This is a genomic window from Simiduia curdlanivorans, assembly GCF_030409605.1.
In the GTDB taxonomy this organism is placed as follows: Bacteria; Pseudomonadota; Gammaproteobacteria; order Pseudomonadales; family Cellvibrionaceae; genus Simiduia; species Simiduia curdlanivorans.
Genome location: NZ_JAUFQG010000006.1, coordinates 1063004 through 1088470, shown reverse-complemented (window position 1 = coordinate 1088470; position 25467 = coordinate 1063004). Strand labels below are relative to the sequence as shown.

General features: G+C 52.3%; 27 protein-coding genes. 22 read left to right on the top strand and 5 right to left on the bottom strand.

The features are described from left to right. Nucleotides 1-128: 128 nt before the first annotated feature. Both QWY82_RS18610 and QWY82_RS18605 read left to right on the top strand, forming a co-directional pair. Nucleotides 129-2201, top strand: coding sequence for a thioredoxin domain-containing protein (locus QWY82_RS18610; protein ID WP_290265369.1), 2073 nt, complete (start codon nucleotides 129-131; stop codon nucleotides 2199-2201). Beyond that, a complete protein-coding gene (locus QWY82_RS18605) occupies nucleotides 2198-2527 on the top strand; it encodes a hypothetical protein (RefSeq protein ID WP_290265367.1) in 330 nt (109 codons plus the stop codon). The genes QWY82_RS18610 and QWY82_RS18605 overlap by 4 nt, the downstream gene beginning before the upstream one ends. A 16-nt stretch (nucleotides 2528-2543) precedes the next feature. Here the strand turns inward: QWY82_RS18605 and QWY82_RS18600 are convergent, their stop codons facing one another. Then, nucleotides 2544-3254 carry a glycerophosphodiester phosphodiesterase gene (locus QWY82_RS18600; protein ID WP_290265366.1) on the bottom strand — a complete coding sequence of 237 codons (711 nt, stop codon included), beginning with the start codon at nucleotides 3252-3254 and terminating at the stop codon, nucleotides 2544-2546. Nucleotides 3255-3408: 154 nt separating this feature from the next. On the opposite strand from QWY82_RS18600, the gene rimO reads away from it, so the two are divergent. Next, nucleotides 3409-4740 carry a 30S ribosomal protein S12 methylthiotransferase RimO gene (gene rimO, locus QWY82_RS18595; protein ID WP_290265364.1) on the top strand — a complete coding sequence of 444 codons (1332 nt, stop codon included), beginning with the start codon at nucleotides 3409-3411 and terminating at the stop codon, nucleotides 4738-4740. A gap of 74 nt (nucleotides 4741-4814) precedes the next feature. On the opposite strand, the gene QWY82_RS18590 is transcribed toward rimO, so the two are convergent. Together QWY82_RS18590 and QWY82_RS18585 are read right to left on the bottom strand one after the other, a co-directional pair. Then, on the bottom strand, nucleotides 4815-6833 hold the full coding sequence (locus QWY82_RS18590; RefSeq protein ID WP_290265361.1) for an alkyl/aryl-sulfatase: 2019 nt from the start codon (nucleotides 6831-6833) through the stop codon (nucleotides 4815-4817). 175 nt (nucleotides 6834-7008) lie between these two features. Beyond that, complete coding sequence (locus QWY82_RS18585; protein WP_290265359.1) at nucleotides 7009-8178, bottom strand: type III PLP-dependent enzyme; 1170 nt, start codon at nucleotides 8176-8178, stop codon at nucleotides 7009-7011. 602 nt (nucleotides 8179-8780) lie between these two features. Here QWY82_RS18585 and QWY82_RS18580 point away from each other — a divergent pair. Continuing rightward, a complete protein-coding gene (locus QWY82_RS18580; protein ID WP_290265358.1) occupies nucleotides 8781-9281 on the top strand; it encodes an MgtC/SapB family protein in 501 nt (166 codons plus the stop codon). After that, nucleotides 9274-9639, top strand: coding sequence for a DMT family protein (locus QWY82_RS18575; protein WP_290265736.1), 366 nt, complete (start codon nucleotides 9274-9276; stop codon nucleotides 9637-9639). The genes QWY82_RS18580 and QWY82_RS18575 overlap by 8 nt, the downstream gene beginning before the upstream one ends. A gap of 23 nt (nucleotides 9640-9662) precedes the next feature. On the opposite strand, the gene QWY82_RS18570 is transcribed toward QWY82_RS18575, so the two are convergent. Together QWY82_RS18570 and QWY82_RS18565 are read right to left on the bottom strand one after the other, a co-directional pair. Further along, nucleotides 9663-10346: a 4'-phosphopantetheinyl transferase family protein gene (locus QWY82_RS18570; protein WP_290265356.1), complete on the bottom strand. Its 684-nt coding sequence runs from the start codon at nucleotides 10344-10346 to the stop codon at nucleotides 9663-9665. A gap of 85 nt (nucleotides 10347-10431) precedes the next feature. Further along, nucleotides 10432-10866, bottom strand: coding sequence for an excinuclease ATPase subunit (locus tag QWY82_RS18565; protein WP_290265354.1), 435 nt, complete (start codon nucleotides 10864-10866; stop codon nucleotides 10432-10434). Between the two features lie 138 nt (nucleotides 10867-11004). Between QWY82_RS18565 and QWY82_RS18560 the strand changes: the two genes are divergently transcribed. The 17 genes from QWY82_RS18560 to QWY82_RS18480 all read left to right on the top strand — a co-directional run bounded on the left by QWY82_RS18560 (nucleotide 11005) and on the right by QWY82_RS18480 (nucleotide 25440). Continuing rightward, on the top strand, nucleotides 11005-11742 hold the full coding sequence (locus tag QWY82_RS18560) for a beta-ketoacyl synthase chain length factor (RefSeq protein ID WP_290265352.1): 738 nt from the start codon (nucleotides 11005-11007) through the stop codon (nucleotides 11740-11742). A gap of 8 nt (nucleotides 11743-11750) precedes the next feature. Continuing rightward, nucleotides 11751-12524: a lysophospholipid acyltransferase family protein gene (locus tag QWY82_RS18555; RefSeq protein ID WP_290265350.1), complete on the top strand. Its 774-nt coding sequence runs from the start codon at nucleotides 11751-11753 to the stop codon at nucleotides 12522-12524. Further along, nucleotides 12499-12759 carry a phosphopantetheine-binding protein gene (locus QWY82_RS18550; protein ID WP_290265348.1) on the top strand — a complete coding sequence of 87 codons (261 nt, stop codon included), beginning with the start codon at nucleotides 12499-12501 and terminating at the stop codon, nucleotides 12757-12759. The genes QWY82_RS18555 and QWY82_RS18550 overlap by 26 nt, the downstream gene beginning before the upstream one ends. A gap of 1 nt (nucleotide 12760) precedes the next feature. Further along, complete coding sequence (locus QWY82_RS18545; RefSeq protein ID WP_290265347.1) at nucleotides 12761-13006, top strand: acyl carrier protein; 246 nt, start codon at nucleotides 12761-12763, stop codon at nucleotides 13004-13006. A gap of 3 nt (nucleotides 13007-13009) precedes the next feature. After that, nucleotides 13010-13579 carry a COG4648 family protein gene (locus QWY82_RS18540; RefSeq protein ID WP_290265346.1) on the top strand — a complete coding sequence of 190 codons (570 nt, stop codon included), beginning with the start codon at nucleotides 13010-13012 and terminating at the stop codon, nucleotides 13577-13579. Beyond that, nucleotides 13576-14946, top strand: coding sequence for an AMP-binding protein (locus QWY82_RS18535; protein ID WP_290265345.1), 1371 nt, complete (start codon nucleotides 13576-13578; stop codon nucleotides 14944-14946). The genes QWY82_RS18540 and QWY82_RS18535 overlap by 4 nt, the downstream gene beginning before the upstream one ends. Nucleotides 14947-14956: 10 nt before the next feature. Next, complete coding sequence (locus QWY82_RS18530) at nucleotides 14957-15334, top strand: ApeI family dehydratase (RefSeq protein ID WP_290265344.1); 378 nt, start codon at nucleotides 14957-14959, stop codon at nucleotides 15332-15334. Beyond that, a complete protein-coding gene (locus tag QWY82_RS18525) occupies nucleotides 15331-16122 on the top strand; it encodes a glycosyltransferase family 2 protein (protein ID WP_290265343.1) in 792 nt (263 codons plus the stop codon). Before QWY82_RS18530 ends, QWY82_RS18525 begins: the two co-directional genes overlap by 4 nt. Continuing rightward, a complete protein-coding gene (locus QWY82_RS18520; protein ID WP_290265341.1) occupies nucleotides 16119-17069 on the top strand; it encodes a lysophospholipid acyltransferase family protein in 951 nt (316 codons plus the stop codon). The genes QWY82_RS18525 and QWY82_RS18520 overlap by 4 nt, the downstream gene beginning before the upstream one ends. A 27-nt stretch (nucleotides 17070-17096) precedes the next feature. After that, complete coding sequence (locus QWY82_RS18515) at nucleotides 17097-18626, top strand: HAL/PAL/TAL family ammonia-lyase (protein ID WP_290265339.1); 1530 nt, start codon at nucleotides 17097-17099, stop codon at nucleotides 18624-18626. A 43-nt stretch (nucleotides 18627-18669) separates the two neighbouring features. Then, a complete protein-coding gene (locus tag QWY82_RS18510) occupies nucleotides 18670-19113 on the top strand; it encodes an acyl-CoA thioesterase (protein WP_290265336.1) in 444 nt (147 codons plus the stop codon). Continuing rightward, a complete protein-coding gene (locus QWY82_RS18505; protein WP_290265335.1) occupies nucleotides 19110-19682 on the top strand; it encodes an outer membrane lipoprotein carrier protein LolA in 573 nt (190 codons plus the stop codon). The genes QWY82_RS18510 and QWY82_RS18505 overlap by 4 nt, the downstream gene beginning before the upstream one ends. A 70-nt stretch (nucleotides 19683-19752) precedes the next feature. Next, nucleotides 19753-21960, top strand: a complete 2208-nt coding sequence (locus QWY82_RS18500; protein WP_290265333.1) for an MMPL family transporter — start codon at nucleotides 19753-19755, stop codon at nucleotides 21958-21960. A 2-nt stretch (nucleotides 21961-21962) separates the two neighbouring features. Continuing rightward, nucleotides 21963-23054, top strand: coding sequence for a class I SAM-dependent methyltransferase (locus tag QWY82_RS18495; RefSeq protein ID WP_290265330.1), 1092 nt, complete (start codon nucleotides 21963-21965; stop codon nucleotides 23052-23054). Between the two features lie 74 nt (nucleotides 23055-23128). After that, on the top strand, nucleotides 23129-23710 hold the full coding sequence (locus QWY82_RS18490) for a DUF3261 domain-containing protein (protein ID WP_290265328.1): 582 nt from the start codon (nucleotides 23129-23131) through the stop codon (nucleotides 23708-23710). Continuing rightward, nucleotides 23707-24861, top strand: coding sequence for a beta-ketoacyl-ACP synthase (locus QWY82_RS18485; protein WP_290265326.1), 1155 nt, complete (start codon nucleotides 23707-23709; stop codon nucleotides 24859-24861). The genes QWY82_RS18490 and QWY82_RS18485 overlap by 4 nt, the downstream gene beginning before the upstream one ends. 72 nt (nucleotides 24862-24933) lie before the next feature. Continuing rightward, complete coding sequence (locus QWY82_RS18480) at nucleotides 24934-25440, top strand: hotdog family protein (protein ID WP_290265324.1); 507 nt, start codon at nucleotides 24934-24936, stop codon at nucleotides 25438-25440. Nucleotides 25441-25467 lie beyond the last annotated feature (27 nt).

Here is a 25467-nt window from a genome sequence, read left to right as displayed (position 1 = left end):
CTAACTATTTGATTATCAATCCCTTTTTATTTCTTCTTTGGTGCTATGCTTTGAATTAACGGGGCAGTTTAGGCTAGCGCTAAACCGTCAATTCAGTGGGATAAGGCGGGTTTGGGTCTTGGACTTTCATGACATTGCGTAATCAATTAAGCGGTCGAGAGAACCGCTATCTGCTACAGCATGCCGGTGACCCAGTGGCATGGCAATTGTGGTCGCCGGAGGCTTTAGCGCTCGCGCGGGCGCAGGACAAGCCGATTTTTTTGTCCATTGGTTATTCGGCCTGTAACTCCTGCCAAGTCATGCAGAGCGAATCTTTCTCGGACCCAAGCATAGCCGCCCACATGAACGACCACTTTATCAATATTAAAGTTGATAAAGAGGAGAGGCCCGATCTCGACGATATTTTTCAAACCGCCCATCAATTACTCAATGGCCAAACCGGTGGTTGGCCGCTCTCGGTTTTCCTCTGCCCAAAGACCTTACTGCCCTTCGTGGTTGGCACCTACTTTCCGCGCGAACCGAGCGACGGTCGCATTCCGTTTGGCGATTTACTGATTCGCGTGGTGGATTTTTATCGCGGTCAGCCAAAGGATTTTCTGAATCTGCGCGAGCAAATGGGTAAAAGTTTCAAAGCGTTGAATGAATTACCGGATGCGGATGACGCTGAATATGCCGACTTATACCTATTGCACGAGGCCTCGGTGCGTTTGTTGGCTCAGGCCGACAAGGAGCATGGTGGTTTTCTCGGCGCGCCAAAATTCACCTTGCCCTTTAGCCTGTGGCGCTTACTGGAAGCGGTATCAGAAAATACCGAATTGGTAGGTGACGCCTCCGCCCATCTCACCTTGTCTCTCGATCGCATCGGTGGCTCGGCGATCCACGATTCTATAGAGGGCGGTTTTTTTCGCTATGCGATCGATGCGGCTTGGCGCCAGCCGCAATTTGAAAAGATGTTGTTTGATAATGCCGCGCTATTAGGTTTGTACTCTGCCGCCAGCACCATTCTCAAGCAACCTATGTACGCCTATGTGGCGCGCAAAACGCAACAATGGTTAGACCGCTGTCTTGCGGTAGATCAGGGCTTTGGCGCAAGCTTGGACGCCCGCACCGGCGGCGGCGATGGCACCAGTTATTATTTTACCAAGGCCGAAATTAAGGCTCAGCTTAGCGGTGCCGAATATGCATTTTTCAATGTGTTGTATGGCTTAGAACGTCAAACCGAGGCGCCCTTTTTATTGCATTGTGTGAAGTCGCCGGCGGCTGCAGCAGAGCGCTTGGGCATGGACTTACAGGCTGCAGAGGCACTGTTTGAATCGGCGTGCGAGTCTTTACGGCTTTGCCGAGCTAAAAAACCGCAACCGGCGCGCGATGATAAAGTAATTGGCAGTTGGAACTCGTTGTTGGCAAAATCGCTGGCGCAAATGGCGCGTTATCTCAACGACCCAGAGGCTAATGCCGCAGCGCAACAACTGATCGATAAGTTGGTGGATCAGCTGTGGTACAACAAGCGCTTGTTTAGCCTAGCCTACAAAAATGGCGATCGATTACCGGCGTTTTTAGACGACTACGCATTTCTATTACTCGCCTTGCTCGACATGCTGAGAGTTGAGTGGCGCGATAGCGACTATCGCATTGCGCGCTACCTCGCCGAAGGTTTGCTTACCCACTTCTACGATCAAGTTCAAGGCGGCTTTTACTTTACCGCCCATGATCAGGAAGAGCTGCCGTATCGGCCTAAACCTTATGCCGACACCATGACCCCATCTGGCAACGGCGCTGCCGCCTTGGCGCTGTTTCGATTTGGCTATCTAACCGCCGAGCCTCGCTATGTGGCCGCCGCCCAGCACACCATTAAGCACGTGATGCCTTTATTGCGCCGGCAGCCGGAGGCGCACTACACTTTGCTGCAGGCGATGCGCGAGTCGTTACTGCCTAAGCCTGTGGTGCTGCTATTAGGCGAGCAGCTGATGGCCGATTGGCAACAAAAATTATTGTTGCGCTATCAAGATCAAATTTATTGCTATCGGGTGCCAACTGAATCTGAATTGCACCCGCTTGAAGTGATGGTGATGGAGGAGAATACAGCGCTTATCTGCCGCGCTGATCAGGCCGACGAAGAGGCGCACGAGACCTATGAAGCATTGGTGTTGGCGCTCGATCAGGTATTGAGCCCAGAGCTAGCATTGGAGAAATTTGCATGAATCCCGACACGACACGCCTGCTAATGGAGTTTGATCGCTTGCTGCGCGAAGCGAATCGCGCCGCTATCAATCCGATTCTCGAGGAGCTGTCCATCGATCAGCTAAAGCCTTTAGCGGAAATGGTGGCCAGAGCCAGGGCAGTTTACCTAAAGCACTTGCACGATCTAGCGTTGAAATATCAAGCTGACGCCGGGTTGCCCAGCGATGCAGAAATGACCGCTTTAGCCTTGTTGCGCAGTCGTTTTATGGACCTGGTGGAGGGCTCAAAATCCTTTGAAACTGCCATTCAGCGCGGTTACCTCGACGTGGCGGCACGCAACAAATAATCACCCAGCGCGGTGCTTAACGCCGGGCACTCGCATTCCATATCTGCAACTGCTCGGGGCGATCGGTAAATACGCCGTCTACGCCGAGGTCGACCATCCACTGCCAATCATCGGCCGCGTTAACGGTGTAAACATAGGTTTTCAACCCGCTCAATTGGGCGCTGCGGACTAATTCCTTATTGAGAAAATTGATCGAGGGGTTAAAGCTGTAGGCTTCTAAGCGTTGGCACAAAGTGCTGAGTTGTAGCGGTATCCCCTCCACTAAAACACCGCGCCGAATGTGCGGTAAGCGCTGTTGGCAATACAGAAGTTGAACGTGATCAAAGCTCGATAACAAGAAATTATCGGCGCTGGTGCCCTGCTGTAATTGGTGCATCAGCCATTGGCACAGGAGCGGTGCGGTATTGGGACCCTTGAGCTCGATATTGAGCAACAGCTTATCCTTGGTCAGTGCAAACACGCTGTCGAGGGTGGGTAAAAATTCCTGGTTAGCCAGTGTTAATGTCGCGAGCTCAGGTGCGCTTAAGGCCTCTAGGCGGCCGTCACCGGGTAAGTTGCGGCCTAAGCGGCGGTCGTGGGTAACCCAAAGTTGTTCGTCTATGGCCCACAGATCGATCTCAACGGCATCCACGCCTAGCGCTACCGCATGGGCTATAGCGGCTAGGCTGTTTTCCGGGCCCACACCCGTGCCGCCTCGGTGGGCGATGTTGAACAACGCTTGTGTCATGAATGGGTCTCCCTAGGTTTGCTGCAGTATGGCATTGCGGAACATGGCTGCCCAGCGTCGAAACTGATTAAAAAGTCGGCACAATAGGCTGCATTGCGCGCGCCAAGACAGTAGAATGTGCGCCCTTTCTGCACCAGACCCTAGAGGTATCGCCATGAGCGCCAAACAACCCACAGTCGGCTTCGTTTCCTTAGGTTGTCCAAAGGCACTCGTTGATTCAGAGCGAATTCTGACCAAGCTGCGTTTAGACGGCTATGAGGTTGCCGCCGAGTACCAAGGCGCCGATCTGGTTGTGGTTAACACCTGTGGCTTTATAGACTCTGCCAAGCAGGAGTCCATGGACGCCATCCGCGAGGCCATGGCGGAAAATGGCAAGGTGATTGTGACCGGTTGTATGGGTAAGGGCAGCGATGCCGAAGCCATCAAGGCGGCCAACCCCGGTGTGCTCAGTGTGAGCGGCCCCGCGGACTACGACACGGTGATGAACACCGTGCATCAATACCTGCCCAACGAGCAGCTCAACCCGCACCGCCACGAACTAGTGCCGCCGGCGGGCATTAAACTCACACCGAGCCACTACGCCTATTTAAAAATCTCCGAAGGCTGCAACCACCGCTGCAGCTTTTGCATTATTCCCGCCATGCGCGGCGATTTGGTCAGCCGGCCCATCCCCGAAGTGGTTCAAGAGGCCCACGATCTCGTCAGCAGCGGCGTGCAGGAGTTATTGGTGATCTCCCAAGACACCAGCGCCTATGGCATTGACGTGAAATTTAAGTTGGATTTAGCCAGCGGCGCCGAAACCCGCATGCAAGATTTAGCGGTCGCTTTAGGCGAGATGGGTGTGTGGGTGCGCCTGCATTATGTTTATCCCTATCCGCACGTGGATAAAATTATTCCGTTGATGGCCGAAGGTAAAATTTTGCCTTATTTAGATATTCCGTTTCAGCATGCCAGCCCGCGTATCTTGAAATTGATGAAGCGCCCGGCGCACAGCGAAAAAGTATTGGAACGCATTAAAAAGTGGCGCGAGCAGTGCCCCGATTTAACCATTCGCTCTACTTTTATTGTGGGTTTCCCGGGCGAGACTGAAGAAGACTTCCAAATGCTATTGGATTTCTTAGAGGAGGCGCAGCTCGATCGCGTAGGTTGCTTTAAGTATTCGCCGGTGGATGGCGCCACCGCCAATGAGTTGCCCGACCCTGTGCCCGAAGAGGTGCAGCAAGAGCGCTGGGAAAGGTTCATGGAAACCCAGCAGCGTATCAGCACCGCGCGGTTGCAGAAAAAAATTGGCCGTATATTGCCGGTAATCATTGACGAAGTAGACGACGAAGGCGCTATTGGCCGCACCCAGGGCGATGCGCCGGAAATTGATGGCGCCGTGTATTTAAACGATGAGTTCGATGTGGAGCCTGGCGATATTGTGCTGGTGGAAATTGAGCACGCCGATGAATACGATTTATGGGGCTCGGTGGTAGAACTAGCCTAAGTTGCGCTTTTCCAAGATGTAAAAACTAAAAGGCCGAGCAATATCCTTGTTCGGCCTTTTTTACGCTCGCTAACTTATTTCGTGCCAGGCATAATTTCAAAGTCCAATTCAAAGGGTGCTATAGAAGTTAACAGATCGCGCAAGCCATCGGTGTCGCCTTCGACGCTCGCTTTGCCTGCCAAAACTTGTTCCCGTAAGTTTTTTTGCTGCATCATCACCGGCTCTAAATCAGCGCGGTTAATGGTGAGGGTAAGGTCTGCTGTTGGATCGGTAAAACCTTTAATCGCCGTGAGCGCGCCATTGGAAAGCTCCACCACAAAATTTTCCTGGATGTCGGGTTGAATTAAATTGAAGCGATAGCTCACACCCTCCATGTCATCGGCGTTCATTAATATCGCTAAATATTCAAGCCAAAGCTCGGTGCTCATGGCTTTAACAATGTCCGGGCCTGTTTTTGGGCTCACGCCTTTGGGAATGCCAGAGCGCAATTCCAATGCGGCGGCGAGAAAAGAGTTGCGCAAGCTCGGGCTTTCTTGTTGGTAACCTTGCTGTTCGAAAATGTCTGCTAATAGATCTTTTGCGTTTTGGTTATTGGGTTCTGCGTAAACCAGCTTATTGGTAATTTCTTGCGCTAATCGATATTCGCCGTTGTTGTACAGGCTTTGTGCTTTGCTCATTATTTTTTCCGCGCCGCCCATCATCTCTACATACAAAGGTGCAGAGTCTTCGGGCGATAATGGAATGAGTGTGGCTGGATTAGCGTCCCAGTAACCAAGGTAACGGTTAATAACCGCGCGGGAGTTGTGTTCAAACGAACCGTGATAGCCGCGGGCGTACCATTGTTCTTGTTGGCTTTTTGGCACCTGATACACATTGTGCATTTGATTGATGGTGACGCCTTGGTTGGCTAAATGCAGAACTTGATTGTTTAAGTGGGCATACATATCGCGCTGTCCGCGCATCACTTGTTGAATGCGATCATTGCCCCAGCGCGGCCATGAGTGTGCGGTAAACATGACATCGGCCTGTTTGCCAAAACTGTACAGCGCTATGTTGATGTATTTTGACCAAGCTAAAGCGTCGCGAACTAAGGCGCCGCGCAGCGTATAAATATTGTGGATGGTGCCACTGATATTTTCCGCCGCCCAGAATGCTTTTTTATCGGGAAACCAAGTGTTCATTTCTACCGGCGCTTCAGTGCCCGGTGTGTTTTGAAACACCATGTGCACGCCATCGATGGTCATGTCTACCAAAGGTTCGCTGATACTGAGGTTGGGGGCAATTAATCCTAGCTTGCCATTGGCAACGGTCTTGCCAATGGATTGATCGACATGACCATAGGGGCTGGCCGGCATGAGTGAGCCGTATTGGTAAAACATGCGACGGCTCATGGCATTGCCTGCGTGCACATTTTCGGCAACCGCGTGCTCCATGAACCCTGCGGGGGCAATAATTTTTACTTTGCCCGAGGCCGCTGCTTCAGTTGTCGTTACACCACGTGCGCCGCCAAAATGATCGCCGTGGGAGTGCGAATAAATGACGGCGACAACGGGCCTCTCACCTAAAGTATCGTTGATCAGTTTCAGTGCGGCGCGGGCGGTTTCTTCGGCCGTGAGCGGATCGAAAACAATCCAGCCGGTGTCGCCTTTTATAAAACTGATGTTTGCTAAATCAAAGCCGCGCACCTGGTAGATGCCGTCGGTGACCTCGTACAAGCCATAGTTCATGTTGAGTAAAGCTTGGCGCTGGAGGGAAGGGTGGATGCTATCGAAGTCTTTTCCGTCGAGTAGAAATTCGTACTTACCCATACTCCAAGCTACGTGGCCAGCTTCTGCCATGATTTCGTCATAGTCGGGGCGGGCGAGTAGGCCTCGGCTTTGTTCTTCAAAATCTCGTGCGTCGGTCAGCGGTAACGTTTTGCGTAGTTGCGCCTGCTTGGCTTTGGTGAAGGATGATGGCTCTTTACCTTTGGGGTGAAAATGCTCTGGGGCAACTACGGCATTGGAGATCTGTGCTTCGGGGTTTTGGGCTTGGTTGCAGGCGAAAAGTGCGCCTGTGCAAAAGACAACTGTCGCTATCCGTCCAATATTCATGGGCAAGCTTCCACTGAGGGTTAATACAAAAGTTCAATGGCGTTATTAAAGCACAGGCGCTTGCGTTGAAAAGTCGGTGAGGCGATCAAAGTTTGACATAAGGCGCCAAAGTTGGCTGTTGCGACGGGCACAAAAAAGCCGACCCAGTGGCCGGCTCTTTATCGGGCGGTTGCGGTTACACGTAGTAGTCTTTCAATGGCGGAAAGCCGTTGAATTCAACAGCCGAGTAGCTGGTAGTGTAGGCGCCGGTAGAGATCCAGTACATGCGATCGCCAATAGCCAAGTTCAGCGGTAAACCGTACATGTAGTTTTCATACATGATGTCGGCGCTATCGCAGGTTGGGCCGGCGATTACCGCCTCTTCCAATTCGCCGTTCTTTTCAACATAGATGGGGTATTTAATGGACTCATCCATGGTTTCGATAAGGCCAGAGAATTTACCCACGTCGGTGAACACCCAGCGGTTCATGGCGGTGTTGGATTTTTTCGAAATCAGCACCACTTCGCTCACCAGAATGCCGGCATTGCCCACCAGCGAACGGCCTGGTTCGAGAATAATTTCAGGCATGTCTTCGCCAAAATCTTCTTCGAGAAAACGGGTAATCTCTTCGGCGTAGGTGGTCAGGCTGTTGGCTTTGGTGATGTAGTTGGCGGGGAAGCCGCCACCCATGTTGATCATCTTCAGTTGAATGCCGTCTTCTTCCTTCATGCGCTCAAAAATAACTTTGGCTTTGCCGATGGCCGAATCCCAGACGCCGATATCGCGCTGTTGAGAACCTACGTGGAAAGAAATGCCATAGGGAATTAAGCCTAAATCACGGGCCATAATGATCAAATCCAGCGCCATATCGGTTTGGCAGCCAAATTTGCGCGACAGCGGCCAGTCGGCGGTCTGTGAGCCTTCGGTCAGAATGCGCACATAAATTTTTGAGCCGGGTGCAGCCTTGGCGATATTGCGCAAGTCGGCTTCCGAGTCGGTGGAAAACATGCGCACGCCTTTATCGTAGAAGTAGCGAATGTCTTTGCTTTTCTTGATGGTGTTGCCGAAGCTAATGCGGTCGGGCGATACGCCGTGCGCCATAACCTTGTCTAACTCATAGATGGAGGCGATATCAAAGTTCGAGCCTTTTTCATTGAGTAGGGCGAGTAATTCGTCTGCTGGATTGGCCTTTACCGCGTAGTAGACCTTGGCGATGGGGAAGCCCTTGACTAGGTCGTCGTAATGTTTCGCCACAATAGCCTTATCGATAACCACAAACGGGGTTTCCTGAGTGTCGGCTAGGTCTTTAATGCGCTTGAAGGATTCTGGGGAAAAATAGTCATGAATATCAATTTTCTGCTGCATGCTGCAATTCGCTCCAACTCGAGGTCGATAATAGGGTGAGAGGTAATTGAAACGCCGTCCGTATCCTCACTTAGGCCTGCCAACTATTCAGTAAAGCAGCTATGGGTGGAGCGTGCCAGCATGGACGTTTGAGCCGCGAAAGTTAAGACCAAACCCTTGCTGGGTCAAGGGGAAAGGTGAATCTGGTTCAAATAAAATGATACTTCGGTTTTATCGAGGCGTTGGGGTGTCTAGGTGTCGGTCCGCTTGCCGGCCTAGCGAAGGCGAGAAGGGTTGCTTTTTTATGTTCACCGCGGCGCCTATTTTTTGGCTGCGATGCACTTACCAGCCGGCGTTTTACCCACCGAGCCGCAGGTCGCGTGAATGTGCACCGGCTATTGGGTGCGACCTTTGAGGTGTTTAACTTACTAGCTAACGATTACAATGCGGCAATTGTTGGAGCTAACAACGTCGCATTGGTAGGGGCCTTTTCGCTTAATGCCATGCCTAGTAGCGGCTAATAAGGCGGCGGACGGCAGCCAGAAAATGTAGGTTAACAGCCTTCCTTTGGCCGATGTCGTCCACTCGGCAATCACCAATGACTTTCCTATAAGGCGAGCGATATGATGGATTTGGCAGCGTTTTTCGATATAGCCCCTTTTGATTGGTACTCCGTTGGCATGGCATTGCTATGTGGCGGTGTGGTGGGCTTGGAGCGGCAATTGCGCGGCAAGCCCGTGGGTATTCGCACCTCTATTTTGATCGTGTTGGGCACCTATATTTTTATTGCCGCGTCTATCAGCGTGTCCTCGCACATGACCGACCCGTCGCGCATTATTGGCCAGGTGATTACCGGTATAGGCTTTTTGGGTGCTGGGGTGATGCTCGCGCGTAAAGGTGTGGTGGTGGGTGTGACGTCCGCGGCGGCCATTTGGGTGCTGGCCTCGCTGGGTGTGTGTATTGCCATTGGTAAATTATTTGTCGCCTTCAAATTTAGTTTGATCGTGGTATTTGTGCTCGCTGGCGTCGACTTGCTCGAAGAATATTCGCAAGCCTTTTCGAAAGGAGTTTATCGCAAAGTGAAAAACCTTATCGGTAATGGCGATAAGTTGAGTGATGATTAACACCCATCCAGCTTTAATCAGCGTCGGCTTGCTGATTTTTAGCAATATATTCATGACCTTCGCATGGTATGCGCACTTAAAATCCATGAACCATAAGCCTTGGATCGTGGCGGCGCTAGTGAGCTGGGGCATTGCCTTGTTTGAGTATCTACTGCAAGTGCCTGCTAATCGCATTGGCTTTACTGTGATGAACCTTGGTCAGCTTAAGGTGCTGCAGGAAGTGATTACGCTTTCGGTATTTGTGCCCTTCGTGGTGTTCTATATGAAGGAGCCATTGAAGTTGGACTATCTTTGGGCGGGGCTGTGTTTGGTGGGTGCTGTATTTTTTATTTTTAGAAGTAAATTTTCTGCCGTTTAAATGGCTTGCTCCATCTGTTGAACTCAAACCGCTTGGAAGGTGGAAAACGCGATTGGCTCCAGAGCCATAAATTTGTTATCTGTGAGACAAAGTACGCGCATCTTGCACCTTGGGTAGTGCCGCTCACTGCATAGGCTAATATGCATGGGTTTGTTGAGCCCTAGCGCCGAATAGGGTGTGTGCTCTGGTGCAATGCGAGTGTGATACAGCCAGCGGCCAGTGTTAAGGGGTTGCTTATCCGGTTCTACGCTAGCGAAGCGCTGGTGCCGCAACAGCTCGGTGCCGAGTGTTTTCTGGCTGCCTTTGACCAGTGCTTCACATAGGGTCCAGCGCTGAAAAAAAGCCGGTAATAAATCCTCGCGGTGTTGGTGTAACCAGTCCTCGGTAAAACTATAACGCGCGAGCCTAGTGAGATTTTTTCGCTCGCGCTCAAGCTCAATATCAACACCCGTCTTGTCGACGTTAGTGGTTTCCCCCGTAGATTCAACCACAGCGGCCACCCAGCCGCCGCTATGGCTTAAGCCAAAAGTCAGGTTGGGGTGCTGGGGTAATTGTGGGGCGCTATTGGCGGGCTGTTGCCAGTGTTGTTTTTCATCCGTACCACCGAAGCTAGCGTCGACGCCGAGCGCCTGCCTTGCGGCCAGCCTGAGCAGTGAGTGGCCGGCAATGTATTCTTGGCGTCTCTTGCTCGAGCTTATAGCGGCCAAACGTGCCAGTTCCCAGTCGCAAAAAGCGTCGGCTCTGTGCGGTTCACAGAGCCGGTGAATGGGTGCTAAAAGCAGGGTGAGCAAGTTACTGTTTTAATTTAATGACGGTACCGCGCAAGGCGACGCCTGCAACCACGTTGCCGGCGTGGCATTCGTAGGTCTCGGTGTCGGCATGTGCCTTCTTCTTATAGAAGCTTTCGATGTTGACGACCGCGTCGCCGCCCTCTTTAATGGCCCGGGTCTGCAGTTCGATAAGCGCCGATTGCATGGCCCACTTACAGGCGTCCTCGTCGCTCTTGCCGAAGCTGTTAGTTTTCTTTGACGTGGTGAAGGTGCCCAAGTCTTTTTCTTTGCCGGCATAGGGTTGGTCTGCAAAGTATAATTTCACGCCTCCGTCCAATTTCCCAGAGGCCTTGGCTGCCGCTAATGCCGTCTCGATGGGTAGGAAGTGTGCGGTATCCCGCGCGCTTGCGGCGAGTGGTGTTAAGGCGGCAAGCAGGCAAATGACTAGCTTTTTCATCGTTCAGTTCCTTTGGTTTTGAAGTTTTGTGGCTATTTTACGGGTGACCCACGAGACAGCCAACCAATTACTTTGCCGCACGGCCGTACAGCGCGTAAAATAGCCGGCTTTATTTTAATAACGATCTGTAGTGCGACTGTGACCGAATCAGCAACTTCACCCTTTTTAACCGTCAAGATCAAGCATTGGAATGCTTGGCTTCCCGGTGTCTATGGCCAGCAGGCTTGCGCGCAATGGGCGCAAGGCCATAAGGCGCTGGTATTGGGCGAAGGGCCTGATGTCTCCGCCGTGCCGGCCATGTTAAGGCGGCGTTTAAGCGGTGTGGGCCGTGTTGCCGCGGCGGTGGTCTGGGATTTAGTGCCCGAAGCATCCTCTATGCCAATGGTGTTTTGCTCCCAGCACGGCGATCAAGACAGAACCTTGCAATTACTCGATGCACTAGGCCGTCAGGAGGCGCTTTCGCCAGCGGCCTTCAGTATGTCGGTTCATAACGCCGTGGCTGGTGTGCTCTCCATCGCTAAAAAGGCCAAGGGCGCGATGACCGCACTGGCCGCCGATGAGCAATTGTTGTCCATGGGGCTTATCGAAGCTTGGGGGCAGCTGCAAAGCGCCGATGAAGTGCTACTGGTTATCTACGATTTACCGCTTCCCGAGGTCTACCAGCATACCGATAACGTGATTTATCCCTATGCGCTTGCCATGGTCTTGTCGCGACAAGAGGGCAGCCCGATTGCGTTAGGTTCCTGCGATAAAGGGTCGGACGCGACAGTGAATGAACCCGAAGCTGTGCAGTGGTTGCGTTGGTTTGCAAACCCGCATCAAGCTGCGGCATTAGTGGTGCCCGGTCAGCGCTGTTGTCGGGTTTGGCGCAAATGAAGCAGCGCTTGAATTGGCTTTGGCGGCTATTCGCCACGGGTTTTTCTTTTACCTTGTTCGGGCTGGGTGGCTTATTGCTGCCGTTTTACGCCGTTCCATGGTTGCTGATAACGCCAAAGGGCGTTAAGCGTGAACGCAAGGCGCGCTGGCTCGTGCACATCAATTTTCGTTTTTTTATGAACATGATGCGAGCGCTCGGTATCTTGCATTATTACGTTGAAGATATTGATCGCTTGCGCCAGCCGGGCCAGCTTATTTTAGCGAATCATCCATCGCTGATTGATGTGGTGCTACTGATTAGTTTGCTGCCTCAGGCCGATTGTGTGGTTAAGAGTGCGCTGATGAAAAACCCTAGCATGCGCGGCGTGATTCGCTTGGCAGGTTATATCGCCAATGATGACCCCGAGCAGGTCATTGCCGAGGCTAAAGCGTCGCTTGCCCGTGGCAACCACTTAATTATTTTCCCCGAGGGCACGCGCACCGTGCCGGGTCGAGCCATCAGCTTTCAACGCGGCGCGGCCAATGTAGCGCTGCGCCTAGAGCAGGCCATACGACCGGTGCTTATTACCGTAGAACCGGCCACCTTAACCAAACAGGTTGCTTGGTATGAAATCCCCTTGTCGGGACCGTTTGAGATGGTGTTAAGGGTATTACCCGAGAGGTCTTTACCGAGTACTGAGGGCCAGCCAGTCAGCTTAGCTGCCCGACAGTTAACCAAACAGTTAGAACATTTTTTTACAGAGGAATTAGCCCATTATGCAGGCACTAGAGCAAGAGCTTAAGCAGCTTATTATTGACACTTTGGATCTTGAGGATATGTCGGTAGCCGATATTGATTCGAATGAAGCCTTGTTTGTTGAGGGTTTAGGGTTGGATTCTATCGATGCACTAGAGCTCGGCCTTGCGCTGCAAAAGCAGTATGGCGTGAAGTTGGATGCGGAGTCGGAAGCAACGCGTCAGCATTTTAAATCGGTGGCCACACTCGCCGCTTTCGTGGCGCAAGAAGGGGTGAAATAACATGCAAACAAAGGACGAAGTTTTTGCCACAATCCGCACCATGATGGTCGATATGTTTGAGCTAGACGAAGCCAAGATCACGCTCGATGCGCATCTTTACGACGACCTCGATATCGATTCCATCGACGCCGTTGACATGGTCGTTGAGTTGAAAAAACTAACCGGTAAGAAAATTCAGCCGGAAGATTTTAAGGCCGTGCGCACAGTGTCCGATGTGGTTGATGTGGTTGTGGAGTTGGTTGCCTAAGCTATGCGCTTGCTCGGTAAAATTAGCCTTGCACTCGTGACGCTGCTCTACCCCTTTGCCATCTATTTTGGCCTGCAAACCTTTTCGCTGCGCTATTTGTTATTGCTGCTGGTTTGTTTGGCGTTGTTTAGGTTGTTCAGTTGGCGCGCCGCTGATCGTCTGTCCGCCTTGGTTTGGTGCGGGGTTATCGCCTGTTTAGTCGCTATGTCGCTCTGGACCAATACTGAGCTCGGCTTGCTGCTCTACCCCGTGGCGGTAAACTTTAGTTTGTTGCTGGTGTTTGCGTTCAGCTTGCGCCAACCGCAGTCTTTGGTCGAACGCCTCGCGCGTTTACAGGAACCCGATCTACCTGAAGCGGCAGTGGTTTACACGCGCAAAGTGACGATCTTGTGGGTATGGTTTTTTCTGTGCAACGGCTGTATTGCGCTCTATACCGTATGGCTGGGAAATCAGGAACTGTGGCTTTTATACAATGGTTTTATTGCCTACCTATGTATCGGTTTGTTGGCCGCTGGCGAATGGCTGGTGCGGCGCAAGGTAAAAGCCAAAATAGCTGCGGATTTAATCACGTGAAATTGTTTCAACTGTTAAACACTGTGTCTGCAGCGCCAGAATATACGCTGGCATTTGATCGCAACTCAGTGACTTCGTCACAGTGGTTGTGCCGCGTTGACCATTGGCAAAAGCACCTAAGCGCGGCGCCAGAACTGCAGCGTTTGGCCTTGTTTATCCCCGATAGTGCGGAGCTAGCGGCAGTGCTTGTCGCACTTTGGTTGTGCGGTAAAGAAGCGTGGCTGGCGCCGAATAATTTAGCGGAAACGACCCAACACTTATCCCAGCGTGTGGATGGTTTTATCGGCGATTTTTCTGGGGTGTCGACGCTGTCTCTCGCGGCGCAAGTAGAAGCAGAAGCGGAAGTTTCTACAATTGTGACGCCATTGGCCAGTGATGCGGTGTTAGTTTTATTCACCTCTGGCAGCTCCGGTGAACCGCAACTCATTAGAAAAAGCTTGCGTCAACTGGCCGCCGAGGTCGAACAACTGGAACAATGTTTTGGCGCGGCCCTGGCTGACTGCCGCATTTACGCCACGGTCAGTCATCAGCATATTTATGGCTTGCTATTTCGAATTCTTTGGCCGCTGGCTTGCCGGCGCCCGTTTGCGCGATTCACCACGGAATATGTGGAGCGTATATTTACCCAGCGCGCGACGCCTTTATGTTTAGTGTCTAGTCCCACGCACTTGAGCCGACTGCCGGTAAGTATCGATCATCAACACCGTGTTAACCAGGTGTTCAGTTCCGGCGGGCCTTTGTCTGCGGCGGCGAGTGCGAGTGCACATGAACAACTGCAGGCTGATATCGTTGAAGTGTACGGCAGCACCGAGACCGGTGGTATTGCTTGGCGTCGGCAGCATCAAGGTGACGCTGCATGGTGTTTATTTGAGGTAGTGCAAGCAAAGGTTAATGCGCAGCAGTGCCTAGCCGTTAAGTCACCGTTTCTACCCGATGATGACTGGTTTGAAAGCTCAGATATTGTGGCAATGCAGGGTGATACGTTTTGCTTGATTGGACGCGCCGATCGCGTTGCTAAAGTGGAGGGAAAGCGCGTATCGCTCGAACAAATAGAAGCCTTTTTACTGGCCGATAGTTGGATAGACGATGTGCGGGTTGAGCCGGTCGTGCGCGCGGGTGCTCTCGCTAGCCGCGATGAACTCATGGCGCTCGTGGTGTTGTCACCCGAAGGTGTAGCGGCATTGGCAAGTGAAGGCCGGCAGACTTTAGCGAAACATTTCAAACGGATTTTGGGGCAATTGCTCGAGCGGCCTTTGGTGCCTAGGCGCTGGCGCTATATCGATCGCCTGCCGCGCAACCCCCAAGGCAAAATACAGTATCAACAATTGCAGCTGTTAGTGAAACAGTTGCAGCAGGCAACGGAATAGGAGCCTATGAATGATTGACTTTAGTCATGCTCCCACCGAGCTACCGTTGCTGCAAGGCGTGGCATCAATCGATGAGGTTAGTGTCGAATTAACGCTGCAAGTTCAGCCTGAGTTAGTGTGGTTTCAAGGTCATTTTCCCGACACGCCTATTTTACCGGGCGTGGTTCAACTCAACTGGGTACGCATCAGCGCAGCGCAACAATGGCCCGAGCACGGGCACTGGCTGAGCCGGGCGAGTCAGTTAGAAGCCATAAAATTCCAGCAAATTATTCGTCCGGGCGATAGCGTGCAACTGTCGTTGCAGCTGCAACCTGAGCGTCAGCGCGTAAACTTTAAATACAGCGCGCAAGAAAAAGTTTTTGCCAGCGGTCGTCTGGTGGCGCTATGACTGTTAATGCGATGAATATGAACGATATTAAGTCTGCTGCGATGAACGCGTGCATTGTTATCCCTGTGTATAACCACGAGCGCGCCATCGTTAAAACGCTGGCCAATATTTTGCCGTTTTCGGTGCCGGTTATATTAGTGAACGATGGCAGCAATGGCGATTGTTCCGCGGTTTTGGAGCAATTGGCTGATCAACATCCGAGCGTTCATTTGAAGGTGCTCGAGGTTAATCAAGGCAAGGGTGCTGCGGTAAAGTTGGGTTTACAATCTGCCCTTGAGCTAGGTTACTCCCATGCCCTGCAGGTGGATGCCGATGGCCAACATAATTTAGCGGACATTCCAGCCTTTCTTAGCGCGGCCGCTGGATCGCCCACCATGATTATTTGTGGCGTGCCGCAATACGATGACTCAGTACCGCGGCTTCGACATTATGCGCGCTACCTGACCCATGTCTGGGTCTGGATAAACACACTGTCGTTTGCCATTAAAGATTCTATGTGTGGTTTTCGGGTTTACCCACTGGCATCCATTTGCCAGCAATTAGCGCGGTGCGATACGGGTAACCGCATGGACTTTGATACGGAAATATTGGTGCATTGGCTATGGGCCGGCGGCAATATTCAGAACCTGTCCACTAAGGTTCATTACCCCCTCGATGGCGTATCGCATTTTTTGCCGGGCAAGGATAATTGGTTAATTTCCTGCATGCACGCGCGCTTATTTTTCGGCATGTTGGCGCGTGCGCCGCTTTGGCTCTTGGGCCTGCGCAAGCGGGGGCGAGCGCTGTGAAGCCTTGGTGGAAGCGCAAAGAATCGGGTTCTCTGTTGGGGATGAAAATCCTATTTTTTACCTATCGTTGGCTGGGCCGTTGGGTATTTGTCTCTTTGCTGTGGCCGGTGATTGTGTACTTTTTTGTGACCGGGATAAGCGCGCGAAAAGCCTCTCTGGCATTTCTACAGCAAGTGGATAGCGCTAAGGCATTAGGTGTGTCGAGCAAAATGGGCATGTTGCGCCTGAGCTTGAAACAGTTTTTTACCTTCGGCGATTTAATGCTGGATAAGTTGGCGGTGTGGTTTGGCTGCTTAGATGTGCCGGTGCACACCCATGGTTTTGACGCCTTAAAAGCACTGATCGCCGAGGGCACTGGCGGCATAATATTTGTTAGCCACCTCGGCAATACGGAAATTAGCATGGCGTTGGCCGAGCGCTGGGGTGTTGCCAAAGTAAACGCCATGGTACACACCCAACACGCCGAAAAGTTTAATGCCATGTTAGCCGACGTATCTGGCGAGCACAGCGTTAACTTAATCCAAGTGCAAGAAATTAACCCGGCAACGGCAATGCTATTGGATGAGAAGCTACAACGCGGCGAAGTAGTGGCCATAGCGGCCGACAGAACGGCCGTGGTCGACCCCAGCTCGGGGGTAAAACCGAGAAATATCTACGCCAATTTTTTAGGCAAGCCAGCGCCCTTTCCCATGGGGCCTTTTGTCTTGTCGGCACTGCTGAAGCGCCCGGTTTTCTTTCTGTGCAGTGTCAAGTCGGCAGATCGCTACGATATTTACTTAGAAAAATTTAGCGATCAAATAGTGATGCAACGCAAGGCGCGCGAGGCAAGTCTACAGCCCTATGTTCAGCAGTACGCCGATAGGTTGGGCGATTTTGCACAGCGTTACCCCTTGCAGTGGGGAAATTTTTACGATTTTTGGCAAGCTGAAGACATCGCATCTCGATGATTTAGCACAACAGTTATTAGGTATAGCATGATCGTTTTTGATAATAATTCACGCAGCATCGAGGATATCGTTGCCATCGCCATGGGCGAGTCTGTGGCTCTGTCAAGCGCGCCAGAATTTGAGCGGCTTATCCACTCCGGCTCCGAGTTTCTGGATCGGCTGTTGCGCGAGGAGGGTGTCATTTACGGTGTAACTACCGGTTATGGCGACTCTTGCACCGTGTCTATCCCGATGAATTTAGTCGATGAGTTGCCGGCACATCTCTACACCTTTCACGGCTGTGGCCTAGGCGAAGTGTTATCGCCGGTGATGGCGCGCGCGGTGATGGCGGTGCGCTTGCAGTCGCTCTGCCAAGGTATGTCTGGTGTCAGCTTGGCGCTGTTACAGCGCATGGTGTTATTGCTCGAAAAAGATATCTTGCCAGTGATTCCACGCGAGGGCTCGGTAGGCGCCAGTGGCGATTTAACCCCGCTGTCCTACGTGGCCGCGGTATTGTGTGGCGAGCGCGAAGTTTTCTATCAGGGCGAGCGCCGCGCAACCGAATCCGTTTATGCCGAGCTCAATATCACGCCGTTAAAACTGCGGCCGAAAGAAGGTTTGGCGTTAATGAATGGCACCGCCGTGATGACGGCAATCGCCTGTTTGGCCTTTGACCGGGCGCGTTATCTCGCCAAGTTATCCACCCGTATTACCGCCTTGGCGACCTTGGCCAGTAAGGGCAATGCACATCATTTCGATGAAATTTTATTTAGTGTGAAGCCGCACCCGGGTCAACAGCAAATTGCCGCTTGGTTGCGCGACGACTTGCACGCGGGCGAGCCACCGAGAAACCCACAGCGCTTGCAAGATCGTTACTCGTTGCGCTGTGCGCCGCATGTTATTGGTGTGTTGCAAGATGCCTTGCCCTTTTTGCGCCAGTACATTGAAAATGAAATCAATTCGGCCAATGACAACCCGATTATCGATGGCGTGGGCGAGCACGTGTTGCACGGCGGGCATTTTTACGGCGGCCATATCGCCTTTGCCATGGACAGTTTGAAAAATGCCGTGGCTAATTTAGCGGATCTTTTAGATAGGCAATTGGCCATGGTGGTAGACACCAAATTTAATCACGGTTTACCAGCCAATTTATCCGGCGCGAGCGCGGAGCGGCGCCCGATTAACCACGGTTTTAAAGCCGTGCAAATTGGCGCCAGTGCCTGGACCGCCGAAGCTTTGAAGTTAACCATGCCGGCAAGCGTTTTTTCCCGCTCTACCGAATGCCACAATCAAGATAAAGTCAGCATGGGCACGATTTCCGCGCGCGACTGTATCCGCGTGCTCGAACTCACCGAGCAGGTCACGGCAGCAACGCTGTTGGCGATGGTGCAGGGTATCGATTTACGAATCTTACAGGGCGAGTTGGCGCGTGAAACTCTTGCGCCGGCGCTGGTCGATTGCATGGCTCAGGTGCGCGAGTTAAGCGCCTTTGTCGAGGAAGATCGCGCCTTAGAATCCGAGTTGCGCGCCATGTGTCGGGCCATCGGCGAACAGAAATTTAGCACTTACACCGATTAATTGTCGGTGGCGAATGCCAATAGATTCATTGGACAAATACAGCATGAATAAGTTAGGTAGTCAGGTTATTGTCGAGGCCAGTGCCGAGGTGAAAATTCCGTTTCACGACGTGGATTTAATGGCCGTGGCTTGGCATGGCCATTACACAAAATATTTTGAAATTGCGCGCTGCGCGTTATTTGACAAGATTGCCTACAACTACCCAGAGATGCGCGATTCTGGTTACGCTTGGCCCATTGTCGATTTACATATTCGCTACCCTGCGCCTATAGCCTTCGGTGAAACACTTACGATTTCGGCGGCTATTGTCGAGTGGGAAAATCGTTTGAGCATTAAATACGTGGCGCGCAATAGCGCGGGGAAACGCACTACCTACGGCTCTACAGTGCAAGTGGCCGTGGCCATAGAATCGGGTCTGATGGCGCTGGCATCGCCGCCGATTTTGAAGCAAAAGCTGGCGCCTTGGTTGCAAGAGCTCGGCTCGTGATACGCTTTATTGCTGTGCTCCTGATGTGTTGTGCCGGCACCCCTGTGTGGGCCGAAATGCGCTTCTCCGAGGTCGCGCCAGCGCTAGGTGCAGCGTGGTTAGAAGGGCGATTTGAGCAGCATAAAACCATTGTCGGCTTGCCCTTGCCACTGCACTCATCCGGCACCTTCTATGTGCAAGATAATCAATTGCGTTGGCTCACCCAAGCGCCGATGCAGAGTGAGCTGCACTTTTCATCGCAGGGTATAAGCCAGTGGCAAAAGGGCGAACAAATCTGGCAGATGACGGCGCAGCAACAACCTGTGGTTGCCACTATTAGTCAGTTGATGTTGGCCATGATGGCGGGGCAATGGAGTAGCTTAGATCAGGCCTTTCAGGTGCAAACTTTTGAGCAAGGCGAGGGTGGGTGTTGGTCTTTAGTGGTTGTATCGAAAGACGCGCTGTTAAGCCGTGTGGTAGAGCAATTACACGTAGCTGGTTGCGAGCGAGTGACCCGCATTGCCCTGCATGAAGTCTCAGGTACAGTCACAGCTTTGAGCCTGTCTTCATTAGTGCAAGGCGAGCCATAGCGTGTTATTTCAACCATCCAGTCGACTAGTAGCGGGCGGGCTTTGGCTAGCTTTTTTGAGCGGCTGTTTGATGTACCTTTTGCTGCGCTTACCGCACTACAATTTCGATAGCAGTTTACTTAGCCTATTGCCGGAACAGCAGCAGGGTGCGATGGCCGAAGCTCGCGCCCAGGCGCAGAGTCACTTAAGCCGTGTTGCCGATAAGCAGTGGTTGCTATTGGTTGGCCATAGCGATCGACAAAAAAGTGTGCAACTTGCCGAGCAGGTTAAGCAAACATTAGTGTCGCCGACCTGGCGGTTCATCGAGACCGCCGCGCAATTTCAGATGTTGAACGAAAGTTATTGGCCCTATCGCTATTTTTTACTAGCCGAGTCAGATCGCCAGTTACTGAACAACAATCCGGAACAGCTGTTTACTCAGGCAAGGCAACGTCTCTATTCACCGCTAGGCGCGGCTTTATATGATCCCGTGGCAGATCCACTGTTTTTATTTCAAAACTACACGGAAAGTTTGGCGCTCAATCAATCGGTAAAATTGCAAGATGGTTGGCCCACGCTATTTGATGCCGACACCGCAGTCTATTATCGGTTGCTGCGCTATGAGCTGGCACAAGAGGCGTTTGTTGTAGCGGCTGATACCAACTTACCCAGTCAACTTGCCAGCTTGCGCAGCGCTTTGCCGAGTGGGGCGTCGCTGTTGAGTTCCGGGCTTATTTTTCATGCGGCCCATGGTGCGGCACAAGCGCGTAAAGAAGTGACTGTGATTGGCGCTGGCTCGTTGATGGGCGTGCTGTTGGTGTTATTGTTGGCCTTTGGTTTGAATCTGTTGCCGATGTTGTTACCGCTCGGTGCCGGCTTGTTAGTCGCCTTTGCGGCGAGTTTATGGGCATTTGATCGCGTACATCTAATCACCTTGGCTTTTGGTGCCTCGTTGATTGGTGTGGGCATCGATTATGCCGTTCACGCGCGCATGGCGTTGAATCATGGCGAGCCTTTGGCGAGTTTGAAACAACCGTTATTACTAGGCCTATTAACCAGTGTTTTAGCTTACGGATTACAGGGTCTTATGCCGTTTCCAGGGCTCAGGCAAATGGCCTTGTTTAGCTGCGTTGGCCTAATTGCCTGTTGGGTTAGCGTATGGCTCTGGTTTCCGCAACAAACAAAACCAACGGTAGCTTCGCGCGGTATTTTACCGCTCTATGTCTGCGCCGATGCTTGGCTGCATTTTTCTCGTGCCGTTCACTGGTCCAATCGGTTGAAGGCCGCGGTATTTTTTGCCGCCGTGGTGTCGCTGTTGTTTTTGCCCGGTGATGACGGTGTTGGTCAATTGCAGACTTCGCCGCCTGAATTGATACAGCAAGAACAACAGGTAAGCCGCTTACTAGAGGGGCCACAGCCGGGTCGCTATTTTGTCGTGACCGGCAACGATGCTGAGCAACTCAACATGCACGTTACTGCACTGCTGCAGCGCCTGAGCGATTTGGCGATTGGAAACAGCAGCTATCAGCACTGGCTGCCGGCCCTCGAGCAACAGCAGCGCGATCGACAATTGCTCGAAGGCCTCTATCAACAATCTGATCAATTACATCAGTGGTATTCGGACCTAGGTGCCGAGGCATTAACGGCGCAAGCGCGAGCGCAGTTTAGCGCTGCCGCAGCTGCAATGGATTTGACTGCATTAGTAGCCACGCCACTCGGGGCTGAATTGCAGCATTTTGTGCGCTTGCAACCAACACCTCTGGCCATTGTTTATATTGGTCAGCCATTGCAGCAACACCAGCTCGATGTTTTGACAGGTAACAGCTGGGTTTACGTGGATCGGGTGCGGGAGCTGACCGGTATGTTGGCATCGCACCGGGTACAGCTCTTGCGTTTGTTGGTGCTTGCCTTGAGTCTGCTGTGCATCGCGACATTACTTTTTAGTAAAAAAATTCAGCCATCGTTATTTTATGCGCCGGTCATAGCCGCCAGTTTAGCGCTCTGGTTGGTCAGCCTCTGTGCCGGCGGCGTCAATTTATTTCACTGTCTAGCGGTCTTGTTGGTGCTGGGCGTAGGTTTTGACAACAGCTTAATACTGTCACTTGCGAGAAATGCGCAAGTGGCTTGGCGCGGCGCTACGGTATCGGTGCTAACCAGCTTGCTGGCCTTTGGTTTATTGGCCGCTTGCACCACGCCGGTACTGAAAAGTTTTGGAACCGTGGCAGCCTTGGGTTTGCTACTGGTTTGGTTACTCGTGCCAATTATGGCAACTTCATCTGATTCACCATTGAGGAATTAATCATGGCTGCTGATACGGCTAGCACGCCTTTTTTTACAGAAGATAATTTAACCGCTTTAGAGGCGCGCTACGAAGCGCAAAAGTTGGCCTTTGGTGCCTTAGCCTTTCAGTCGGCGCGCTGCTTGCGCAAGTTTGGCTTGTTGGCCCTGGTGTCTAAGGCCGGTAAAGCCGGTATTGATTTAGCGAGCTTGCAAGCGCAAGCGAGCATCAGCGCCTACGGTGTTCGGGTGTTAATGGAAGCCTCTTTGGGCATCGGCCTTTGCACGCTCAATGAAGGCCAATACCGTCTAACCAAAACCGGCATTTTTGTCATGCGCGATGCAATGACCATTGCCAACTTTGATTTTAACCACGACGTTAACTATCAAGGTTTTTTTCATTTGGATGAAGCCATTGAAACCGGCACCCCAGCCGGCCTTAAGGAGCTTGGAAATTGGGCCACTATATACGAAGGTTTGAGTTCGCTGCCGCAGCAGGTGCGCGATAGCTGGCTGGCGTTTGATCACTACTACTCCGATGGTTCTTTTGGCTTGGTGATGAAAAAAGTATTTGCCAAGCCGGTTGCTCGCTTGCTCGATGTGGGCGGCAATACCGGTAAGTGGGCGCGCGCCTGCGTCGAACACGATGAAAAAGTGCAAGTGACCTTGGCCGATTTACCGCAACAGATTGCACTGGCCGGCGCTGAAATGAAGACCCACCCTGGTGCTAGCCGTGTGAGCTTCTACCCGGTGAATGTGTTAGCCGCAGAGACGACGTTTCCGAACGGCTTTGATGTGGTGTGGATGAGTCAGTTTCTCGATTGCTTTTCCGACGCCGAAATTATCAGCATATTAAAGAAAGTTGCAGCGGCGGCGGGCGAGCACACGCGCATATTTATTATGGAAACCTTTTGGGACCGCCAAGAGTACGAAGCAGCCGCATTTTGTTTGCAGCAAACCTCCCTGTATTTTACCTGTTTGGCAAACGGCAATAGCCAAATGTATCACTCCGAGGTTTTCAGCAAATGCATTGACGCGGCCGGGTTAGAAATTGTTGATCAAACCGACGGCGTAGGTGTGAGTCATACCTTGCTGGAATGTCGAGTCAAGCAGTGAGTCATTTCTACCGCGCATTTTTCGCGCTCTGGTTTAGCGGGCTTGTCGCCTGTGCTCAATTTAAAGGGCCAGATATGGCTGCTATAGATTTGGCGGAACCGAGCGCGCTTGGCCAACAGGTGCAAGTCACCCAGCAAGTGGATATCGCTTGGCAAGGTAAGACGCATCAATTAATGGTGGTGTGGAGCCAACAAGATGGCTTGTTCCAAGTGTTGGGTATGACGGCGACAGGGCAGCTCTTGTTTCGCGCTCAATTGGATCACGATGAATTTAGCCAGCAGACGTTTGTGGCCGAGTTGGAGTCATTAGATTTGAAACAATTACTGCAACATATTCAGATGGCCTATTGGCCTGAAGCCGAAGTTACGGCGTTGCTAACAAAAAATAAGCTGCAGCTCGATGTGGTCGCGAGCGCAATTGGCGCGGACAAGGGTGCCGCCCGACAGCGGCTAGTGCGCCGCGCCAATCGCCTGCTCGCACGCTATGAGTTTGATACGGATGATGCCTTTGCCTCGGTGCGTATTGTGGCCGATAAACAGCCAAGCTTAACCGTGACCACCTTAAATGTGCAGGCGCTCAATACTGCCCAAGTGCTAGGGCAACCCCGTCCTCATGTGGATGGCGCCGAGCTACCGAGCGAGGAAATTGCGCAATGACCGCCCCTGTTTATATTCATGGTTTTGGTTTGACCTCCGCCACCGGTATTGGCCTTGCCGCGCATCGACAGGTGCTGTGGGAAAGTAAGGAAAGTCCGCTCACCAAGACCGACCAGTTTAGTCCTGGGCGCGAATTGGCCTTAGGTTTGGTCACCGCCGAGCTGCCCAATGTGGATTTTGCCGAACCAAGCCAGCGCAGCCGCAACAACCAATTGCTCTGGTCTGCCTGGCTGCAATTATTGCCAATCTGGTCCCGCCTAGATATTGATCCGGCCCGGGTCGCCATCGTGCTTGGTACCTCCACCTCGGGTATTCGTGAAAGTGAAGCGAGTTTTCAACCCGAGAGCGAACTGCCCTTAGATTATCCGCGCCAACAGATTGCGGCGCCGGCGGCTTTTTTGGCCGATCAGCTCGGCGTCACGGGCCCGGCCTATACCTTATCCACGGCCTGTACCTCGGGTGCGAAAGCGCTGGCGACTGGCCGGCGGTTATTGCAATCGGGCTTGGTCGATTGGGTGATTGCCGGTGGTGCCGATGCCCTGTGTGGTTTAACGGTCAATGGTTTTGCGGCGCTCGATGCCGTCTCTACGGATATTTGTCAGCCCATGAGCGTAAACCGCTGCGGTATTAATATTGGCGAGGGCGCGGCGCTATTTTTACTCTCTAACCAACCGGCCAAATTGGCTATTACCGGTGCGGGCGAAAGTTCCGATGCCCACCATATTTCCGCGCCAGAACCCACCGGTGCCGGTGCCGAAGTCGCCATTCGCGCGGCCTTGGATGATGCGGCGTTGGCGCCCTCGGCCATTGGTTATGTCAACCTGCATGGCACCGCGACGGCGCTCAATGATAAAATGGAAGCCGCTGTGATTCTGCGCTTGCTCGATAAGGTGCCCTGTAGTTCAACCAAGCCCTATATGGGCCACACCCTGGGTGCGGCTGGGGCCTTAGAGGCTGGTCTTTGCGCACTGGCGCTAACCGACGCTAAACTGCCGCTGCATTTATGGGATGGCTGTGTCGATGCTGACTTGGCGCCCTTGAACCTGGTATCCAGCACTAGCCAGAATGACAGTCACGCGCGCCACGCCTTGAGCACGTCTTTTGCGTTTGGCGGCAACAACATCGCGTTAATTGTTTCGAAGATTGATTGACGCGATGCACCAAATTCAAGGCACTAAAGCCAAGGCACTCAATGCAAAGCACTAGACGTAAGGCACTCATCGATGGTGGAAAGTAAATCATTCAGTACTGATCTACAGGCTTTTATAGCGTCGGTGGCAGGCACAGCATCCGCTTGGCCGATTATCGACTTAGTGCCCCATGACTTACCTATGAGCTTATTAGACGAGGTGATTTCAGTCTCGGAAAATGCCTTGATGGCCAAGGTCAGTGTGCACAGCCAGAGTCTGTTTCTCGAAGCCGAGGGTGTGCCGGCGTTAGTGGGTATTGAATATATGGCGCAGGCGATCGCCGCCTTTGCCGGTTTCCAGGCCTTGTCCCAGGGCGGGCAAGTGAGCCTAGGTTTTCTAGTTGGCACGCGAAAATTTCTATCCAATGTGGATTTTTTTGCCGTCGATAGCAGCCTCTGGGTTCGGGTTGAGCGAGTGGTCAGCGGCGATAATGGCTTGAGCGTGTTTGAATGCACGATTAAAGGTGAAAATGTCGCGGTGAACGCCAATCTCAACGTGTTTCAACCCGCGAACCCGGAAGAATTTTTAGCGCAAGCCTAAACCCAACAGGGCTTCCTAGTGAGGAAA

Bases quoted from the DNA above. Each gene is read 5' to 3' on its own strand.
- QWY82_RS18610 (WP_290265369.1), top strand. From the start codon at position 129: ATGACATTGCGTAATCAATTAAGCGGTCGAGAGAACCGCTATCTGCTA.
- QWY82_RS18600 (WP_290265366.1), bottom strand. From the start codon at position 3,254: ATGACACAAGCGTTGTTCAACATCGCCCACCGAGGCGGCACGGGTGTG.
- QWY82_RS18605 (WP_290265367.1), top strand. From the start codon at position 2,198: ATGAATCCCGACACGACACGCCTGCTAATGGAGTTTGATCGCTTGCTG.
- QWY82_RS18490 (WP_290265328.1), top strand. From the start codon at position 23,129: ATGGCTGCTATAGATTTGGCGGAACCGAGCGCGCTTGGCCAACAGGTG.
- QWY82_RS18515 (WP_290265339.1), top strand. From the start codon at position 17,097: ATGATCGTTTTTGATAATAATTCACGCAGCATCGAGGATATCGTTGCC.
- QWY82_RS18510 (WP_290265336.1), top strand. From the start codon at position 18,670: ATGAATAAGTTAGGTAGTCAGGTTATTGTCGAGGCCAGTGCCGAGGTG.
- QWY82_RS18530 (WP_290265344.1), top strand. From the start codon at position 14,957: ATGATTGACTTTAGTCATGCTCCCACCGAGCTACCGTTGCTGCAAGGC.
- QWY82_RS18575 (WP_290265736.1), top strand. From the start codon at position 9,274: ATGATTAACACCCATCCAGCTTTAATCAGCGTCGGCTTGCTGATTTTT.
- rimO (WP_290265364.1), top strand. From the start codon at position 3,409: ATGAGCGCCAAACAACCCACAGTCGGCTTCGTTTCCTTAGGTTGTCCA.
- QWY82_RS18545 (WP_290265347.1), top strand. From the start codon at position 12,761: ATGCAAACAAAGGACGAAGTTTTTGCCACAATCCGCACCATGATGGTC.
- QWY82_RS18500 (WP_290265333.1), top strand. From the start codon at position 19,753: ATGTACCTTTTGCTGCGCTTACCGCACTACAATTTCGATAGCAGTTTA.
- QWY82_RS18495 (WP_290265330.1), top strand. From the start codon at position 21,963: ATGGCTGCTGATACGGCTAGCACGCCTTTTTTTACAGAAGATAATTTA.
- QWY82_RS18480 (WP_290265324.1), top strand. From the start codon at position 24,934: ATGGTGGAAAGTAAATCATTCAGTACTGATCTACAGGCTTTTATAGCG.
- QWY82_RS18485 (WP_290265326.1), top strand. From the start codon at position 23,707: ATGACCGCCCCTGTTTATATTCATGGTTTTGGTTTGACCTCCGCCACC.
- QWY82_RS18565 (WP_290265354.1), bottom strand. From the start codon at position 10,866: ATGAAAAAGCTAGTCATTTGCCTGCTTGCCGCCTTAACACCACTCGCC.
- QWY82_RS18590 (WP_290265361.1), bottom strand. From the start codon at position 6,833: ATGAATATTGGACGGATAGCGACAGTTGTCTTTTGCACAGGCGCACTT.
- QWY82_RS18540 (WP_290265346.1), top strand. From the start codon at position 13,010: ATGCGCTTGCTCGGTAAAATTAGCCTTGCACTCGTGACGCTGCTCTAC.
- QWY82_RS18585 (WP_290265359.1), bottom strand. From the start codon at position 8,178: ATGCAGCAGAAAATTGATATTCATGACTATTTTTCCCCAGAATCCTTC.
- QWY82_RS18580 (WP_290265358.1), top strand. From the start codon at position 8,781: ATGATGGATTTGGCAGCGTTTTTCGATATAGCCCCTTTTGATTGGTAC.
- QWY82_RS18550 (WP_290265348.1), top strand. From the start codon at position 12,499: ATGCAGGCACTAGAGCAAGAGCTTAAGCAGCTTATTATTGACACTTTG.
- QWY82_RS18525 (WP_290265343.1), top strand. From the start codon at position 15,331: ATGACTGTTAATGCGATGAATATGAACGATATTAAGTCTGCTGCGATG.